15 protein-coding genes and 1 pseudogene are annotated in these 18822 nt (G+C 42.7%); 8 read left to right on the plus strand and 8 right to left on the minus strand.

Translation table 11 applies throughout. The features are described from left to right. Positions 1–47: 47 nt before the first annotated feature. Together KP803_RS12255 and KP803_RS12260 are read right to left on the minus strand one after the other, a co-directional pair. Positions 48–1292 (minus strand): ABC transporter substrate-binding protein, encoded by a 1245-nt coding sequence (locus KP803_RS12255; RefSeq protein ID WP_248009125.1) that lies wholly within the window; start codon positions 1290–1292, stop codon positions 48–50. A 19-nt stretch (positions 1293–1311) separates the two neighbouring features. Beyond that, the gene (locus tag KP803_RS12260) at positions 1312–2319 is read right to left on the minus strand and encodes a LacI family DNA-binding transcriptional regulator (RefSeq protein ID WP_248009126.1); all 1008 of its coding nucleotides are present in this window, start codon (positions 2317–2319) and stop codon (positions 1312–1314) included. Positions 2320–2775: 456 nt separating this feature from the next. Between KP803_RS12260 and KP803_RS12265 the strand changes: the two genes are divergently transcribed. From KP803_RS12265 to KP803_RS12280, 4 genes are all read left to right on the plus strand, one after another. Next, on the plus strand, positions 2776–3918 hold the full coding sequence (locus tag KP803_RS12265) for an HD domain-containing phosphohydrolase (RefSeq protein ID WP_248009127.1): 1143 nt from the start codon (positions 2776–2778) through the stop codon (positions 3916–3918). 138 nt (positions 3919–4056) lie between these two features. Then, positions 4057–4707, plus strand: a complete 651-nt coding sequence (locus tag KP803_RS12270) for an MHYT domain-containing protein (protein ID WP_248009128.1) — start codon at positions 4057–4059, stop codon at positions 4705–4707. Continuing rightward, a complete protein-coding gene (locus KP803_RS12275) occupies positions 4634–6085 on the plus strand; it encodes an ATP-binding protein (protein WP_248009129.1) in 1452 nt (483 codons plus the stop codon). Before KP803_RS12270 ends, KP803_RS12275 begins: the two co-directional genes overlap by 74 nt. Continuing rightward, positions 6066–7193 (plus strand): HDOD domain-containing protein, encoded by a 1128-nt coding sequence (locus KP803_RS12280; RefSeq protein WP_248009130.1) that lies wholly within the window; start codon positions 6066–6068, stop codon positions 7191–7193. Before KP803_RS12275 ends, KP803_RS12280 begins: the two co-directional genes overlap by 20 nt. Before the next feature lie 63 nt (positions 7194–7256). Here KP803_RS12280 and KP803_RS12285 read toward each other — a convergent pair whose 3' ends face one another. Together KP803_RS12285 and KP803_RS12290 are read right to left on the minus strand one after the other, a co-directional pair. Then, a complete protein-coding gene (locus KP803_RS12285) occupies positions 7257–9302 on the minus strand; it encodes a methyl-accepting chemotaxis protein (RefSeq protein WP_248009131.1) in 2046 nt (681 codons plus the stop codon). A 189-nt stretch (positions 9303–9491) separates the two neighbouring features. Beyond that, positions 9492–10742: a carbohydrate porin gene (locus KP803_RS12290; protein ID WP_248009132.1), complete on the minus strand. Its 1251-nt coding sequence runs from the start codon at positions 10740–10742 to the stop codon at positions 9492–9494. A 632-nt stretch (positions 10743–11374) separates the two neighbouring features. Between KP803_RS12290 and KP803_RS12295 the strand changes: the two genes are divergently transcribed. The 4 genes from KP803_RS12295 to KP803_RS12310 all read left to right on the plus strand — a co-directional run bounded on the left by KP803_RS12295 (position 11375) and on the right by KP803_RS12310 (position 15726). Continuing rightward, positions 11375–12751, plus strand: coding sequence for a sensor histidine kinase (locus KP803_RS12295; protein WP_248009133.1), 1377 nt, complete (start codon positions 11375–11377; stop codon positions 12749–12751). After that, a complete protein-coding gene (locus KP803_RS12300) occupies positions 12751–13383 on the plus strand; it encodes a response regulator (RefSeq protein ID WP_248009134.1) in 633 nt (210 codons plus the stop codon). The genes KP803_RS12295 and KP803_RS12300 overlap by 1 nt, the downstream gene beginning before the upstream one ends. Before the next feature lie 464 nt (positions 13384–13847). Next, positions 13848–14381 (plus strand): cytochrome b, encoded by a 534-nt coding sequence (locus KP803_RS12305; protein ID WP_248009135.1) that lies wholly within the window; start codon positions 13848–13850, stop codon positions 14379–14381. After that, positions 14374–15726 carry an ethylbenzene dehydrogenase-related protein gene (locus KP803_RS12310; protein ID WP_248009136.1) on the plus strand — a complete coding sequence of 451 codons (1353 nt, stop codon included), beginning with the start codon at positions 14374–14376 and terminating at the stop codon, positions 15724–15726. The genes KP803_RS12305 and KP803_RS12310 overlap by 8 nt, the downstream gene beginning before the upstream one ends. Before the next feature lie 103 nt (positions 15727–15829). On the opposite strand, the gene KP803_RS12315 is transcribed toward KP803_RS12310, so the two are convergent. The 4 genes and pseudogenes from KP803_RS12315 to KP803_RS12330 form a co-directional block, all read right to left on the minus strand. Then, a complete protein-coding gene (locus KP803_RS12315) occupies positions 15830–16432 on the minus strand; it encodes a sugar O-acetyltransferase (RefSeq protein WP_282437265.1) in 603 nt (200 codons plus the stop codon). 231 nt (positions 16433–16663) lie between these two features. Further along, positions 16664–17656, minus strand: a complete 993-nt coding sequence (locus KP803_RS12320; RefSeq protein WP_248009137.1) for a 2-hydroxyacid dehydrogenase — start codon at positions 17654–17656, stop codon at positions 16664–16666. A 161-nt stretch (positions 17657–17817) separates the two neighbouring features. After that, a pseudogene (locus KP803_RS12325) lies at positions 17818–17922 on the minus strand (DUF1971 domain-containing protein); the annotation flags it as partial. 57 nt (positions 17923–17979) lie between these two features. Beyond that, positions 17980–18774 carry a ferredoxin--NADP reductase gene (locus KP803_RS12330; RefSeq protein ID WP_248009138.1) on the minus strand — a complete coding sequence of 265 codons (795 nt, stop codon included), beginning with the start codon at positions 18772–18774 and terminating at the stop codon, positions 17980–17982. Positions 18775–18822: the final 48 nt, after the last annotated feature.

Genomic DNA, 18822 nt, shown 5'->3' on the forward strand with positions numbered 1-18822 from the left:
GAAGGCGCGTTTCCACACCTTCTTGGTTACTTACTTAAAATTTTAAATTAAAGATTACGTGTACGACGCTTGATTAGACGCTCAGCTTCGCTAAGTGCTACTTTGATGTCTTTACCTTCATCAAGTACTTCCATCAGAGCATTTTCTAGAATGATTGAACGTGCAACGTGGTCACCCTTAGCTGGTTGTACTGGCTTGATGTTCTTCGCTACTTCAGCAAACACTTGACGTGCTTTCTGGCCGCCTAGGAACTCAACGCCTTCATTGAACATTGCATCATCGTAAGTCGTTACGTTTGCAGGGAATGCTGCAATGGTTTCGAAGCTCTTAAGTTGAACCTCACGATCTGTTGTCATGTATTCGATAAGCTTCCAAGCGTCATCTTGGTTAGCCGCTTGCGTTGGGATTGAAAGGAATGAACCACCCCAGCTACCGTAGATGCCATCAGGAAGGTTTTCTACACCCCAGTTGCCTGCTGTATCTGGCGCAATCCAGTTGTTTAGGTGACCCAATAGCCATGCACCAGAAAGTTGAGTAGCGAACGTACCGTTACGGAAGCCTTCGTACCATTCGTTAGACCAAGCTAGAATACGACCATCAAGCTCTTTTTCACGAATCTTTTTCGCAACTTCAAATGCGTGAACGAAACGCTCAGACGTTACAACAGGGTTGCCATCTTTATCAAAGTAAAGGCCTTCACCTTCAGGAACCGTTGTGTAGATGATCGCTTGTGCTACATCAGCTGCTGATGCGATTAGCTGTACGTTTTTCTCTTTTAGTGTCACACCCGCTGCAATGTAAGAATCCCAATCTTTGATTGCTTCTTCTACATCAATACCCGCTTTTTCAAACACATCGGTACGGTAATACATCACACCAGGACCTAGATCGACTGGGATACCGTACATGCCACCATCAGCGCCTTTACCTTGTGCCCACGCATACGGTGCAAAGCTCTTCTCAAACTTATCTGCGCCATATTTTTCAGAAAGGTTTACAAGACCGCCAGAAGCCACAAATGGACCGATTTTTTCAACGTCAACAACGATGACATCACCTGCACCAGAACCTGTTGCTAGGTTCGTAGTCAGTTTAGTATGGTGGTCACCGTGGTTGTTCATTAGGTAATCAACTTTCACACCCGTCTTTTTTTCGAAATCTGGTAGTAGTACTTTTAAGCTACTGTCGAAATCTGGAAAGCCATCGAAACGGATTTGATTGTCTGCCGCATTAGCTGTAGCAGCAAGTCCAAGAGCAACCGCGCTAGCAAGCGCTAAGGTCTTAAATTTCATGTGTTATCCTTAATATTTTTTATAGGGTATTGAGTAAGTCCTTGACTGAATTCCTCACCACCAACGTCGGTGATAATTTGAAATTCACATCTCTTTTGTTTTTATTCAGTTTTTGAATAGCGAGCTGCACAGCTTCAATGCTCACCTGTTCAATGGGGAAGTTAATTGTGGTTAGGCCTGGAGTGAGGTAACGAGCAAAAAGAATATTGTCAAAGCCAATCAAAGAGACTTGCTCTGGTACTAGCCTTCCTGCTTCTTTCAACACTTCAAACGCCCCAAATGCCATGTGATCATTAGAAGCAAAGACTGCGGTAAATTGACATTCACGCTTCAATAACTTCTTCATGGCACTGACACCTGTTTCCTCAGTAAAGCCCGCCTCAGAAACCAACGCTTCGTTATATTGCAAACCCGCTTCTTCCAGTGCGATTCGATATCCTTGCAAACGCCCCCGTGCGTCTGACTTATCGAGTGGCCCTGTAATACAAGCGATTTGGCGGTGCCCCATTTTTAATAGATGCTGAGTAGCAAGTTTGCCCCCAAGCTCGTTGTCAACATCTATACAGCTAGTTGAAATCTCAGGAATAAATCGGTTTATCAATACAACTGGTACACCTTTCTCTTCCAAAGTAATTATATAGTCATCAGTAAGCTGCTGAGCGTGTAATACAATGGCATCTACACGACGACTTAATAAAAATTCAACCGACTCTTGCTGTCCTTCTTCAGTGTTTGACCCCGCGGTGATCACGACGTGATACCCAAGGCGACGAAAATTAGCTTCTAAGTTATGTAAGAGCTCTGAGAAAAAAGGGCCACCTAACTCAGGAACGATAATGCCAATACTTCCTGTTCGGCTTGAAGCAAGAGCTTGAGCAATCGAATTAGGGCGGTAACCCAAATGTTTGATTGCTTTCTCTACTTTTAACTTTTTGTCATGACTGACTCGGCTAGTGCCATTAATGACTCTAGATACTGTGGCCTGTGAAACGCCTGCGTATTCAGATACATGCTTAATCGTTGCCAAAGAAACCTCGAATTCTCATTTTGAAGTGCGTTACTTGAAACCGCTTACAGGTTGAGTATTGAGGATTTTAGGGGGTAATTACGTGATTTTAATCACACTAGACTCTGCGCCAAAATGGCAATTTAGTAAATATAGAGAGTTATTGCAGTTTCATTTCACGCCATGAAACTGTTTCATGGAAGCGAGATTTTACTCATTGATGATTCAGATTTTAATCTGGACTTATATTAGTGACAAATGAATCACTTAACAGAAAATCTTAAACCGGTTACTCGAATAAAATAGCGTCATTATTCCAATTATCCACTATAGATATAATTAACACTACCATGTAGTTCAAACACGACTAAGATTACATTCTAACGATAACTATCAGATTTCCATGCCAGAATTACTAGCAAGCGCCAATTGTGCACTACACTAATTAAACCTCTACAACCTGTTGAGTATTAGTCAATGAGCAACACCGTTTTGTTGGTTGACGATGAAGTCAATATTTTGAACTCATTTCGTCGAACACTGCGCAATCAAATAGATATTGAGCTAGCTAACTCTGGGCAAGAGGCTCTTGAGCTCGTCGCGAAAAATAAATACGCGGTTATTGTTACCGATATGCAGATGCCTGAGATGAATGGCCTAGAACTGCTAGAAGCGATAAAAATCATCTCGCCTGATACGGTGAGAATGATGTTCACCGGAAATGCCGATCAGAAAACAGCGGTGGATGCCGTCAATAAAGGCGACGTATTTCGTTTCATTAGTAAACCTTGTACCCCCCCGGAGCTTCTCACCTTTATTCAATCAGCACTTCGCCAGTACGATCTGATCGTCTCGGAAAGAGTATTGCTCAACCAGACCCTAGCAGGAACAATTAGCGTCTTAAATGAAGTGCTCTCTCTAGCAAGTCCTCAGTTAAATGAACACAACGCTCGAATTCAATTTCACATGTTCCAACTTAGAAAAGCGCTTAAATTGAAGAAGCACTGGAGTTTTCAACCCATGGTGCAACTCTCGCAGCTTGGATACATTACTTTCCCCCAACAAACACTCCAAAATATCTCCCGAGGGAATACGCTGTCTGAAGAAGATCAGCAACTTTATGAACAGCACCCACGGCTATCCTACGATTTACTAAGAAAAATACCGCGAATGGAATCGATCGCAAAAGCGATTTTGTATCAGGATAAAGCTTTCAATGGTGAAGGCCCTCCCTATGATGAAATGCAAGGGAAAGCACTACCATTAGGCTCTAGAATGCTAAAGGTTGTTTGTGATTACGTTAGGTTAGAAAAAGAAGGAGCAACGCCTGATCAAGCGACTGAAACATTAGAGCAACGATCTGAACAATACGATGTTGAAATCCTAGAGGCATTCAAAACAACCCTATCACTTGCTCCGCCCAAAATGTTCGTAGACCTAACCAAACTTTCAACCAATATGATTCTCAAACAAGAAATATGGACAGACAGAGAACAATTGGTCGCAGGAAAAGGGCAAAGAGTCACTGAGCCTCTTTTAAGAATCATTCAACACTGCCTCCAGAACAATGCAATTTCTGGGCAAGTTGAAATATCTCTAGCGGAAGAGGAAGACACCTAGCGCAAATTAAACGGCTGAAAACGATAGGTTCAGAACAACCAGAAAAGAACAATAGATAGTAATTATCAATTAATAATTATCAGTGAAGCACTCACTCTCGAAGTGCATTGTGATGACAACGCATAAGGGCTTAAAACAATGATCGATTTTTGGCGATTTCATGCCGTTAACGAGCAAAACTACACACTACTTCATGGTGAATACAATCTTTACTTAGTCACTCTATCGGTATTTATTTCCTCTCTATCGGCCTACTCCTGTCTCGTGATTGTCGATCGAATTTGGCACTCTAACGCCTTGAAGACCATTAAACTTTGGAAGCTGTTCGGTAGCATCGTTTTCGGCGCAGGGTGTTGGGCAATGCACTTCACAGGAATGCTCGCCTTCGATATCCGTCATGATATGTCATACGACACCGCTATCACCCTATTCTCACTGTTGCCTCCGATGGTCGGTGCTTTTTTTGCATTTCAAGTTCTTTACAAGCAAAGATTTACGATCTTAGATATCCAGGTTGGGGGGCTATGTCTTGCGCTTGGTATAGGCAATATGCACTATCTTGGGATGGAAGCGATGAAGATGGATATCGTGCTCACCTATGATTTTTCTTGGTTCCTAGCGTCAATAGCCATCGCTCACCTTTTCGCCTGCATCGCTATCTACTTAATCAAACTCCAACGAAGATTCACTAACATTAGTATCAATAAAAAGGGTCATGATTGCTGCCGTTATGGGGCTCTCTGTTGCAGCTATGCATTATACCGCAATGCAAGCGGCGAGCTTTTATAGCTTGGGGGCAGGTATGGGTGAGGGCCATCAATCTTCTAGCACCCACATTATTGCCATTATTGTTGCTGCATTTGTCCTACTTATTATGTCTGCAACCATACTATGTTCAATTGTAGATGCACGATTACAATCCGCCGAGTTGTCGGTACAAGCCCGTATCACTCGAGAACAAGACATCGTCAATAATCTTGCCGATGGCCTCATTATCTTTGATGAGAAAGGGTTAGTTGAAAGCTTAAATTACAAGAGCTGGGAAATGTTTGAATCGCAGCATTCCGATAATAATAAGTTCAATATTCAGCAACTCATGCCCTCTTTTGATCTATCGAAATTAAACGAATATCTCACGGCCTCCACTTCCAACCGAAATGCGATATCCATTGATGCTCAGACTGAAGGTGGAAAGATATTTCCAGTCGAGATCAGCATTTCCCCGATGTCGACGTTGAGTGGCGATAACCGACTATACAATTGCATTGTCCGTGACATTTCTAAGCGTATTGAGTTAGAAAGCCAGTTAAGACAAGCACAAAAGCTTGAGTCTATCGGTCACCTCACCGCAGGGATAGCACATGAAATCAACACGCCCACCCAATATGTTTCGGATAATACTGCATTTTTAAAAGATGCTTTCCAAAACTGCTTCGCCAGCCTTTCTGAGATAAAAGAACTAACCAAGTCTTACAACCAATCCTCTAACTTAGGCAATAAACTGGATTTTGAAGAAATATGGAGTAAGCATGACTTAGAGTTTATGTCTCAAGAGGTTCCACTGGCTATTGGTCAATCTCTTGAAGGGCTACAACGTATCAGCCATATTGTTGGTGCCATGAAGTCATTCTCACACTCTAATCATGACGAAAAGCTCATGGTCGATATCAATGAAGCGATTGAGTCAACCATCACCGTTGCTCGAGGAGAATGGCGCTACGTTGCTGCGGTTGAAACCAACTTTTCAAATGACCTACCCGCTATTTCTTGTTACCGAGACCCATTTAATCAAGTCATACTTAACATCATCATCAATGCGGCTCATGCCATTAAAGATAAACATGGTGACGCCGGACAAGGTTTGATAAAAATATCAACGCGAGCTGAAGAACCTTGGCTAATAATTGAAATTGAAGACAATGGAAGCGGCATGCCTAAAGAGGTATCAGAACGTATCTTTGATCCTTTCTTTACCACTAAGGAAGTCGGTAAAGGGACAGGGCAAGGACTCAGCATTGCTTACTCTGTCGTTGTAGAGCAGCATAACGGTTTCATTGAAGTAGACAGTCAACATAATGAAGGCACAACATTTACGATTAAGTTACCGTTATCAAATCTAAGTTCAGCGGAGCAACAAGGAGATCATAGTGAACATTCTGTTGGTTGATGATGAACCATTAGTTTTAAATGGGTTAAAGCGAGCATTATATGGAACGGGTTGGACAATATTTACCGATACCAGCGGGCAAGCAGCCTTACAAACCCTCAAGAAGGAACCTATCGACCTCATTATTTCAGATATGCTGATGCCAGGAATGAATGGCGCCGAACTTCTTAAAATAGTCAGTGAAAAACACCCTTCCGTCATCCGTGCGTCTTTGTCTGGGTATTCGGATCCCGATATCACGATTAAAGGTGGATTCTTCGCTCACCTTGCATTCATGAAACCGTGTGAGCCCGAGGCCATTAAAGACGAAGTAAACCGTATCGCCAATATCTTATCTTTGTTTCCAGATCGCGTTATTCAAAGTGCCATTGGCAGCATTACCTCTCTTCCTATTCCACCTAAGCTTTTTTTCCAGGTGAAGAGTAAATTGGCAGACGACACAACGTCAATGGAAGAGATCGCTAAGCTCATCAGCCAAGACCCAGCTATGTGTGCAAAAATAATACACACCTCAAACAATGCCATTTTCCGTGGACGAACCCAAATTGACAGCATTACTTCAGCCATCACCAGATTAGGTGGGCAAGTCATTACTAGCATTATCGGCATGTTAGAGGTTTACTCCGTTTCAACAGATAAACCAAATCAATCCCTAGAAGAGCTTCAATCACAGAGCTTAAGAGTCGCCATTTTGGCCTCTTCTTTTGTCAGGCGAGAAGATCGGGACCAAACCTTTCTTATCGGTATTCTTCATCGTATTGGTGAATATGTTCGAATGATGATTGTTAATGACTTAATGACAGCCTATACGAGCACAAATAAAGAAGAAGACAACAAAGTTCATCTGGAGCAATATTTATTCAATACTAAGTCCGAACAGCTTGGTGGGTATTTATTGCACTTTTGGGGATTTCCCATTCCTATCATTGAATGTATTTTAATTTGTAACGCTCCAGAAAAGCTCAAGGGGCAAACATTCGGCCCAACATGTGCGGTTTATATCGCAAGCTGCTTAGTTAAAAATCAGCCGATTGATGAGTCACTTATCCAGCACTTCAATCTTGAAGAGAAATTGGAATCGTGGAAAGAGCCGTTCTGCTTACAATAGGTACGTAACCTGAAAAAGGGAAGCCGATGCTTCCCTTTTTAGTTTTACAATTTAATCGAACTACTATCCGGCTTTAAACTGTTCACTATCGACATCAAAATCAACATCCTCCTCTTCATACAACTTGAAGGTTGAAGTCAGTTCAGACTGGGTTTCTGCCATTTTTTCAAGCTGTTCTCCGTGCATGGCAAGTTGCTTTGAACGTTCGGTATTTTGCTCTGCTAAACTATGAATTTGGCTGACGTTCTGAGCGACCTCTTGCGCCACCGATTGGTGCTCTGTGGTTGCAGAAGCAATCTGGTGACTGCGATCTTCAACTTGGTTAAGAAGCTGGTGAACGTTTTGTAGTGAGCTATTGACTCCATCGGCCTGTGAAATACAGCTCGCCATATAGTCCACGCACTCATTGATCTGCGAGACCGCTAGGTTCGAACTTTCTTGTAGCTGATCGATCTTCTGTTTTATTTCTTGGGTAGACTGGCTTGTTTTACCTGCCAACATTCTGACTTCATCCGCAACCACAGAGAACCCTCTGCCCTGCTCCCCTGCCCGCGCCGCTTCAATGGCCGCATTCAACGCCAGTAAGTTGGTTTGATCTGAAATACCGGTAATCACATCAAGGATAGTTTCAATACTGCTACTCTCTTGCTCTACCTGATGGATCGTTTGAGTCGATGCGGTGAGCTTCTCTGAGAGCTGATTAATAATAGCCACATTATCACCCATTAATGCCTGACCTGAGGTTGAATTACTCACGGCATCGGTCACTAACGAGAGAGTAGAATTCGCGGATTGAGCAATCTCTGCCACGGATGATTCAATTTGCTCTAGCGCTGTTGCCACTTGAATGGTTTGCGCCGTTTGTTCATCAATCGCCACATTAAGGTCCCCACTGGTGCTTTGGTTCTCAAGAGACGCTTCATTGAGTTGTTCTGACGACGTTTTTATCTGGGTAATCATCTCTGACAGGTGATCAATAACCAGATTGACTTTCGTTGCCAGCAACCCGAATTCATTATCACCTTTGTATTCAACACGTGCCGATAAGTCTTTCTCTGCAACACGATCTAGGGCTAAATTCACGAGCTTGGCGGGCCTTCTGATCATATTGGCAATGTTAATCCCAATGAAAATAGCCAGCACAACTGATATCGCTGAGATGATAAACAGAGTAATCAGTGTTTGATGGGACTGCTCCGTTGATTCTACATACATCTCATGTCCGACACTGGCTGCATAACTGGAGAGGACGTCAATGTGTTCAAGCTCGACATCTATCAAAGATTCCAACGCAATGCGCTGTTCGTTGAGCTCTTCATTTATCCGAGCGGCTTCAACATGCAAAGTGACTGCCCCTTTATTTGTGAAGACTTGCTGCTCAAACAGTTTCAGGGGTTGGTTCAAACGAGAATAGATAGGTTGTGAGAGCGCTTTCAAATCGGTTAATGCTGTATCAAAACGTTCTTTTCGGCCATTAAAAGAGCGCTCTACAGAGCGAAGCTCAACCATATCTTGCAGAGAAAAGACTTCATTAACATCACCAACGAGCAAGCTCACTTGTGACAAGACCGCTTCAATGGCCACTTGCTCATTTGGCTGTGCGCTTGCCAGGGCTTTAACAAGGCTGCTGCTCAGTTGACCGGCTAATTGTTGAAACTGAGTTTGGCTATAAAGATCTTGGTCTTTGGTGTCGAGGTATTTGATATTGGTTTCTAGTAGTGCGGTAAGGGCCTCAAGCACTTGGTTGCTTGTTTGCTTAATATCTTCGACAGCCGTTGAAATATCACGGTTACTGCGCGCTAATTCATCAAACCACGCCAACCTTTGCTGATACTGTTCAATATTCGCTTCTATATCCATTCTAAGCGGGTCAAGCTCATCGATATACATTGCTGAAAGATAAGGGGAAACACTGCGATTGATATTGAGAAATGAAATCGTTAACTCTGCTGAGCGAACCATCATTGGGGTGGATTGCTGAGTAATTGATTCGATTCTGGAGGTTACTTCTTGGTTGCCTTGAATAGAAAACCAAGCGGAGCCGAGCATTATGGCGATTAATAGAAAAAAACCTAGATAAACCCGGGACACAAGTGATGTTAACTGCATAGAAACACCTGTCATTTTAAATTTAGAAAAAAAACGGGCACTTAAGTGCCCGGGGGAATGGAGTTAATCAAACGATTAATAGTGGTCCCAATGTCTGCCTTCAGGACCAAATTATGGACAGTAAAATTACTTTACTAATAACATTTAAGTTACTAGGTTCAATCAAGAACCTAGTAACCTAGTAGTGGATTACCACCACGCTTCAAACATTGCGCCTAGTGTAAGAGTGTCTACATTTGTAGTTGGAACGTTTGTACCTTTAGATTCTACGTCACCCACTGTTGCGTAGAAACGAAGCATTGGACGGCTCCAAGGTAGACCACCCATAGAGATGTTTTGCGATAGCGTGACTTTCCAAGCTTGGTCTTCACCATCATCAGCGTAATCAACCATGCCTACGCCAGCTTCTAACCATGTAGAGTGTGTGTCATCCCAGTTGTACATTGGGCGAACAATTGCAGAGTATTCTGATGCTTCAGTAGCATCTTTACCTGAAATATCTTTATATGACGCTAAGTAATCAATAAATACTTTATCACTCGGGTTAACACCACCTTCTAAACTTACGTAAACAACTTGTTTATCACCCGCAAGTTCAAATACTGAGTTGTCAGCACCATCACCGTACTTCATAACAAGCTTGTTCGAAGAACCTAGACCAAGAGTTGCACCAAGTAGGAATGCTGTTTCGCTAGAGTCTACTTTCTCAGAAGTGAAACCATAGTTTGCATACAAGTCTAGATTACCGATACCCGCATCAATGCTGTGAAGCTTAGACGTAATCGCGTAGTTACCATTTTCATCATCGTATTCGCCATTTACTTGGCCAACAAAACCTAGGTCAAATTTAGCGCCACCGAAATCAAAGTTTTGGAAACCACCACCTTGACCATCGTGAGACATCCAGAAGTAATCATTCAAGCCTTGTTGCGGGCGTTGGTGGAAGTCACGACCAGCCCATACATAGAGATCTGGTTGGCTTTCAAAGATGTTACTCGCACCTGCATAGAATTTTTTAAGTGCTAAACCGTTACCCCAACCTTCACCAGACCAGTGATCAAGCATCACAGCGACGTTCCACTTCTGACCGCTTTCTGTTTCAAATACTTTACCTAGTTGAAACTCACCACCGTTCATTTCATTACCAAGACGACCAACAGCAGCGCCTGTGCTACCTACACTTACGTATTTTGAGTCACCTTCTTGATATGCAGCGCCGTAACGAGCGTAACCAGAGAAAACAATACCTAATGGCGCAGGTGTTTCTGACGTTAACGCCGATTGCTGTTGGTCATCTACGTAGTCCAGAGTCACGACCTTAGCTTCTAGTTCTTGGATACGTTGCTCTAGTGAAGCTACGTCATCGGCTGCAAAAGAAGAGGCGGAAGCAAGTGTGGCTGCCACTGCGATACTTACTGGCAAAAGCTTGAAGTTTTTCATTATATTTCCCTATTATTCTTTAGATTTGTTTTGGTACAGGGGAATATTAATTAATGAAACAATTGAAAAGAGCGTTATGGTTCACATCGGTAATAGCATGAATGTGTCATGAAACAACAGGAAACAACAACCAAGAACGGGAGGTCAATTAGGTCAATGGGTTAGCTCAAACTACCGACTCCATAATTAACTTGAAATCGGTTTCATTTCATGAGATTTGACGGGATCTATCACGGAAAGTGCATAGTAATTAATAATAACTTAACCACCAAGAATGAAACATTTCATAGTTATGAAATGTTTCATATTAAGTGTTTAAATTTGACAGATAAATAACAAAAAATGAAGTGCGTCAGAAAAAGAGAAAAACGATGAACAGTTATATCTGACTCCCTTATATAGAAAAGGTTCATACTCAATATAGATTAAATTCACGTGAAACAGACATTCTTCATACCGATAAATAACATTGCGAACGATAAGATTTTAGCATGCGCATTTAAGTAAGCGCCTTCATGAACCAATATTACGCAATGACAATTTAATTCAGCTCTAATATTTAAAGGCTCACTCTGTTTATAGCGTCTTACTAAGCTACTATTGAGACGCCACTTTTCCATGACCGCTCTTACATGCACACATTACTCGTTTTCAATCTCTACCTTGTTTATGGTTTGGCTTTTTTTGCCATCTTTTTCTCAATTCATTTTCAAGATCTAAGCAAAAGCCGAATCAGCCTTGCCCATGCTTTACCTATTCTAGCGACTTTTGGGGTGCTACATGGTCTACACGAATGGTCTGAACTCTACCTCATCATCTACCGTCAGGAGTTTACTGATCTCACTCAATTAAAAACATTTAAGACGATTAAGCTGTGGGTCTCATACATCGCCTTAGGCGCCTTCGCTTGGAAAATGCTTTCTCTCACCACATGGCCTCAACCGCGTCTTATTAAATTTTTAATCAGCTGCATTTTGGTCCTGTTTATTAGTAGCTTATTTCTTCGCTTTGGTAGTAAAGAGTACGCACTTTATCTAAGTAATACGTCTCAACAAATTCGTTTGATTTTTGGACTCGGTGCAGGCGCTCTTGCAGGACTCGCCATTTATAGTTATGCCAATGTATTGGAGCGTGACGGGCACGATGCTTCAATGCCTTTCAAGATGTGTGGTATTGCTTTTATTTGTTATGGCTTTAGCACGGGAGTATTACAGTCAAACATGGGCCTATGGGTCATTTTCATCCGAACACTCTGCGCTTGTGCTATCTGGCTCACCTTGCTAAATGCGTTAAAGGTCTTTGAGAAAGAGCGTAGCAAACAAATAGAACTGAATTTAAGCCAGTCACTTCACGATGCAAAACTGATTGAACTCGGAGAGCTCACCTCTGCCGTGGCTCACGAAGTGAAAACCCCACTAAGCAGCGCCATGATGAGCTGCGATATACTAGAAAGGCACCTCACTGATGATGAGGCTCAGCAAAGGCAGTTGCGCCGAATTCGCCATGGTTTAACTCGAGCGGCGGACATCAGTCAGGAAATTTTGAATTATGCTCATCAACGACCCATTAAACGTCACACTGTTTATATAGAGACACTGATACAATCTGCACTGTCTCTTAATCAGTACCGACTAGAAAACTATAAACTCTCTGTCGATATCGAAAACAACCTTGCTGTGATAGGCGATGCTGGATTATTAGAAGAGGTCATCACAAACCTACTTTCCAATGCCATTGATGCAACAGAAAATGGAGAAAAGATCTACATCCAATCTAAGCGAGACAAACAGCACGCCGTCATCTTGGTATCCGATCATGGGGGGGGAATGAATCCATCGACGCTCTCTAAAGCCACCCAACCCTTTTTTACCACCAAACCCAAAGGTGAAGGAACAGGAATGGGTCTTGCCATTGTTAAACAGATTGTCTTACAACATAATGGGGCTCTGACCCTGCACAATAATAGCCTTGGCCTAACCGCCGAAATTCGCCTCCCAAGGAACATCTAATGACATTACGACTTTTACTCGCAGAAGACGACCAAGAGCTTAAAGAGGCGCTGGTAGAAGCGCTTTCGCTAGAAGCGTTTGATGTCACCGCGTTCAGTACTGCTGAAGATGCACTTGATTCGGCCGCAGAGCAGCATTATGACCTTGCTCTGTTCGATGTTGTTATGGGTGGTATGACAGGAATCGAAGCGCTTTCTTCATTAAGACGCTCTCAACCCAATATTGGCGTTATCATCACGACTGCCTTTGCGACCGTTGATATCGCGGTAGATGCAATGAAAAAAGGCGCAGATGAATTTCTCACCAAACCATTTAACCTACCCGCGCTCTCCGTTACCCTCAAACGGGTTTATGCGGAACGCTCTCCCCAAAAGGCTATCGAAGATCGAAACGAAGATCTGATCTTTAGTGCTCTTTCTAATCCAATTCGTCGCTCAGTCGTCAAGCAACTTAAAATCCATCGTAAAATGAAGTTCATGGATTTATGCAGAATCGTTGGGATTGAAGATCATACCAAGTTTAACTTTCATCTCAGACAACTTGTTAATAGTGGGCTAGTTGAAAAAGGCGATGGGCGAATATATTCATTAACAAGTACAGGGGTACAGGTTCACTCTGGCATGCTTCAATAAGTGTCCGCTTGCTAGTAAACAGACAAGCGGTTATTTTAAAAAATATTGAACTATCTTATGTTGAAGCACTCTTTAATAAAGTAGCCAATGCAATAGCAACACATCCACAAGATAACCAGAGGCTCTTAACGTGTTACTTATTTATTAAAATATCAGTCACTTACCAATCTACATCACACTTTTTTCACATCTAAATATAATTCATTATAAAACTGATAAATTTTCTTATCATCCTCCCCCTCTCTCCGATAAGTAAATTCATCTGGAATTTTTACAATCTATTATTTCCATTTAACATTATTGAAAATATATCTAGTTATTACAGGATATTTAATATAAAGCTCTATCTGACTTGCAAATTGATATTAATCAATCTCACCTATTCATCAAAAAAATTAAACTAACCACTAAGAGGTAGCTTGACTGCCCGATAATAATTTATAACAAACTTAGGATAATTAATTATGAAGGTAACTGGCCCAGTAGACCACTTCAGCACTGCGAGTAAGGTGATGCATCATGTATCTGCTTTTGCTTTCATTGTTGCGCTGCTCATTATGTTGTTGTCTCCCGATGCAAACTCTTGGGGCTTTGAACTCCACCAATCGTTTGGAATGGTCGTTTTAGGATTATATGTCGTTCGTATTGCATGGCTAAATTGGACAGGGCATCCACCAGCACTTGGCAACCACATGGATAAATTCGTTGCTCGTATGGCGCACTTTGCAATGTACGCGATCATCGTTCTTATGCCACTTTCTGGTCTGTTCATCACTATGGCGAAAGCCAAATCAACGTCGGTGTTTGGGCTGTTCACTATTCCAGGGTTTGCCGAGCGTAACTCTGGTCTCATTGAGTTCTCTTTCCAGATTCACTCAATACTTGAAATCGCTTGTTACGTACTGATTGCCGCCCATATTTTAGGCACGCTTTCACATCACGTTATTAAAAAAGACGGCACATTTATTCGCATGATGGGGATGAACAAGAATGACTAACTCAAACATGACCAATGCTACACGCGCTAAAAAGAGCATGTTGCTTACCCTACTTGCAGGCACCGCTTTAGTTGCTGCTAGCACTGCAAACGCATACAACATGAGTGCAGATAACATCGAGCCTGATATCAATTGGAATGATGTGCCAATGATTGAAAAAACACTCTTTTTCCCGGGTTTAATCACCTACGATTGGATTAACTCTCCAGAGCACCAAGGGACACTGCGTGACGGTTTTGAATCAAAAACGTGTACCAGCTGCCACCAAGGTGAAGAAAAAGGGCTCGGTGAACAGTTAGTCAAACACGATCGTTTAGATCGCATGATTGATAAAGCAGGTTTTGTGGATGCAGAGTTCCAATTTGCAAACGACGCTGAGCACATTTATGTAAAAGCGACATGGGAAACACAATCTCCAGCACCCGCACGTATGCACGACACATTCCTCTATAACGGCAATAAGTGGACAAAAGTAGGTGGTGACCGTGGTAAAAATCCATATTCGCCAATTTACGAAGATCGCTTCTCAATCATGATTGATGATGGCAAGGTAGACCAATTCACCCAGCAAGGCTGTTGGATGTCTTGTCACCAAGGGATGCGCGACTTAGGCCCTGCAACCGCAAGGGATGTGCTTGCTCTTGATGTAATAGGCGCCGCCGACCTAAACAAGAAAGATATTCGCAAGTATCTACCTGATACTCGTACTGAGCGTTACGGTATCAACTGGGACAAAGTGAAAACTCGCGACGAGATCGATCAGCTAAAAGCCGATGGTAAATTTGTTGACCTCATGCAATGGCGTTCAACTCGTTCAGCACCGACTAACAGCGCAGATGATGGTTACGTATTAGAATATCGCCTATTTGATGAAGGCAAAAATATCTTTGCGTGGAACTTCAATAGCAAGACTAATCTGCCTAAATACATGTTCGATAAGTCCGTGACAGGCTTTTATGCACTAAACGAGGAAGACTTTGATGACCTAAGCAAGCGTATTGCTTTAATTGAAGGCGTGAATACCATGCCATACGATGCAAGAAAAATTGAAGCGGGTCAATACCTACAAGGCCGTATTAACCGAGTGGCTGAAGGCTCTGCAGGTGATAACGACGAAATATTTTCTGAGTGGAAAGATGGCCAATACACGGTGATCTTTAAACGTAAGCTCGATACGGGCCATCCACAAGATGACAAGATCATGGAAGTGGGCGGAACGTATGACTTTAATATTGCTATCCACGACGGTCAAACAACGACACGTTTCCACTATGTCACTTTCCCATTCACAGTTGGTATCGGTGAAACGGCACAAGGTGATGTTGTGACGACGACCATCAAATAACGCTTAATGAGCCTTTAATGACAACAAAGCCAGCCTATTTATTTAATAGTGCTGGCTTTATTTTTGTAACGCTAGATATAACGATTAGCTGAACACAGCAGTGCTAGATGCTATCTCTTTCGTCGATGACCCGAATAATCCGACACGGGTTACCAGCGGCAACCACATTGGCAGGAATATCTTTTGTCACCACGCTGCCAGCGCCAATCACACTGTTTTCCCCGATATTAACGCCAGGACAAACAATCACACCGCCACCAAGCCATGCGTTATCACCAATGGTGATCGGCACACCAAACTCGACACCATCGACCACTCTCTCTTTAGCACCTAGAGGGTGGCTAGCCGTATACAGCTGCACATTGGGTGCAAGCATGACATTGTCACCAATCGTAATCTCCGCCACATCAAGCATCACACAATTAAAGTTAGCGTAAAAATTCTTGCCTAGCTTAATGTTCGATCCGTAATCACAGCGAAACGGAGGCTCTAGATAGGCGTCAGGTGCATTCGGGATCAGCGCATCTGACGCAGCTCGCCATTCATTGGTATTAGGGATACTGTTGTTCAATTCTCGAAGGATTTTTCGACACTCTATTCGTGATTGGAATAGCTCTTCATCCCACGCTTGGTAGGGCTCGCCAGCCAGCATTTTTTGCTTCTCAGACATCTTTGTTTGTTCTTCAGACATAACCGTAATTTCCATCAAACTCCAATAACTCGTCTGTTATAAAGGGAATACCTCTTTGAAAAAAGTAGAATCATCCTTAAATAAAAAACCTGTCTAAACGCTCACATCTACACAGGCTTGATGAAACCTTGTGAAATAAATTTCTCACGAAATAAACAGGCTAACCAAATCGATATGGATGTACCAAAAAAGCCACGACTCCACTTCGTCTAAAGCGTTATCGTGGTTTTGTTCGTACGGTTGACTTTAGATAAGTTCGTTGCCGCTCTTTTTATCACTAAAGAAAGCATCAACACTGGTGAGCGTTGTATTGGCGATGTTATGTAACGCATCTTTTGTTAAGAACGCTTGGTGTCCGGTAAACAGCACATTGTGACACGCAGACAAACGGCGGAACACATCATCCACTATCACATCGTTCGATTTGTCTTGGAAAAAGAGCTCTTTCTCGTTGTCATAAACATCTAACCCAAGTGCGCCAATTTTGCTGCGTTTTAAGGCTTCGATAGCCGCCGTTGAATCCAATAACTCACCACGACTGGTGTTCACGATCATCACGCCGTCTTTCATTTTATTGAACGCGTTTTCATCCAATAAATGGAAATTCTCTTTGCTCATCGGGCAGTGCAAAGAGATGACGTCTGACTCTTGGTAAAGCTCATCAAGTTCAACGTATCGAGCACCCAGCTCTTCAGACAATGGGTTAGGGTATGGGTCATAACAGAGTATATTCATACCCAGCCCCTTTAAGATACGCATGGTCGCTAACCCGATTTTCCCCGAGCCAATAACCCCCGCCGTTTTACCGTAGAAGTTAAAACCAACTAAACCCTCAAGAGAGAAGTTCGCGTCTCGAGTTCGCTGATACGCTTTGTGCAGTTTACGGTTTAAACACATCATCATGCCAACCGTGTGTTCGGCAACCGACTCTGGTGAATAAGCCGGCACTCGTACCACTTGTAAGCCCAGCTCTTTAGCTGCCTCTAGGTCCACTTTATCAAACCCCGCGCAGCGCATCGCGATCAGTTTCGTGCGGCCTTGTGCCAAGATTTTAAGTACGCCTCGTGAAAGATCATCATTAACAAACGCACATACCGCCTCACTGTCGTGCGCCATTTTTGCGGTGGTCGTGGTGAGCCTGAAATCATGAAAATGAAACTCGGCATCGAGCTCACCTTTCGCTAGGTTGAATGATTTCTCGTCGTATGATTTTGAGCTAAAAAAAGCAATGTTGAGCATGGCTTCCTCTCTTACCTAAAAAATGAATATCAAGTATTCAAACGAATAACACCTTCAGTATGTTGCGTTTTATTGTTTTGTCTACCACCATTAATCATTGTTTTTAATAGGGTTATTTTGAAGTTACTGTTTGTTTTGCTAGCTCTACACAATGCCAATATTGCGATGGACTGGTAGATAAGTAATGCGGCCGGTATGTTCTCTTTAGTAAAAAACGGCGTTGAACGTTGAATCTTCCAGTGGGAAAGGATCCGTAAACAACTCATAGATAACCTCTCTAGTTTTTACAAGCTAATTGGGCTACAGGTACGTAACGCGTCGAGTTACCAATAGTTCTCACTGCTGTATTGACCTGCCTTTCTGCGCAAATGCTTCTCAAGCCCTAAGGAGTTTAATGCGTCACTCGTGTCTCGAACCATTTGCGGATTACCGCAAAGGTAGAAGAAACTGTCGGCTTTATTGATAGTGACAGACGCAGCTCGCTCAAGGTCGCCTCCAAGTAGCAAGCTTGGGATTCGTCCGCGCAGAGCTCCGGTGACTGATTCTCTAGAAATAATTGGCACATAAATGAGTTTCCCTTGGTAATGTTGAACAAGTTGAGCAATGCGCTCTTGATACGTAAGGTCTTGCTGCGTTCTGACTGCATGAGCCAATATCAAACGATTAAATGGCTTGGCGTTCGTCGCTTCTTGTTGCTGTATCTGCAAACTTTCAAGAATGGAGATAAATGGCCCGACCGCCGTTCCAGTTGAGAGCATCCAGAAATCTTTCACGTTAGGTGGAATCTCTTCTAGTGTCATAAAACCGCTAGGGTCTTTACCTACATAGATATCATCGCCTTCATTGAGTTGATGTAATTGCGGCGAAAGTTGCCCGTTTTGATCCTTAATGATTAAAAACTCGAGATGTTGCTGACCAAACCTATGCTCAGGGGCGTTAACCATGGAATAGGCTCGTCTTACCCACTCACCATCACCGTTCAACAAACCTAATTTAGTGAACTGACCTGCAAGATACGACGAGACTGGGGCACTCACTTGAAGTGAAAACAATTGATCGGTCCATTGAGTCTTGCACAGTACTTTCCCTGTTACTAAACCATGTGGAATATCTGTCATACCTTCACCTTTGCTTAAAGAAGTTACTCATTAAGGATACTCAACTTT

The sequence above is a fragment of the Vibrio amylolyticus genome (genome assembly GCF_023145695.1).
Classification (GTDB): Bacteria; Pseudomonadota; Gammaproteobacteria; order Enterobacterales; family Vibrionaceae; genus Vibrio; species Vibrio amylolyticus.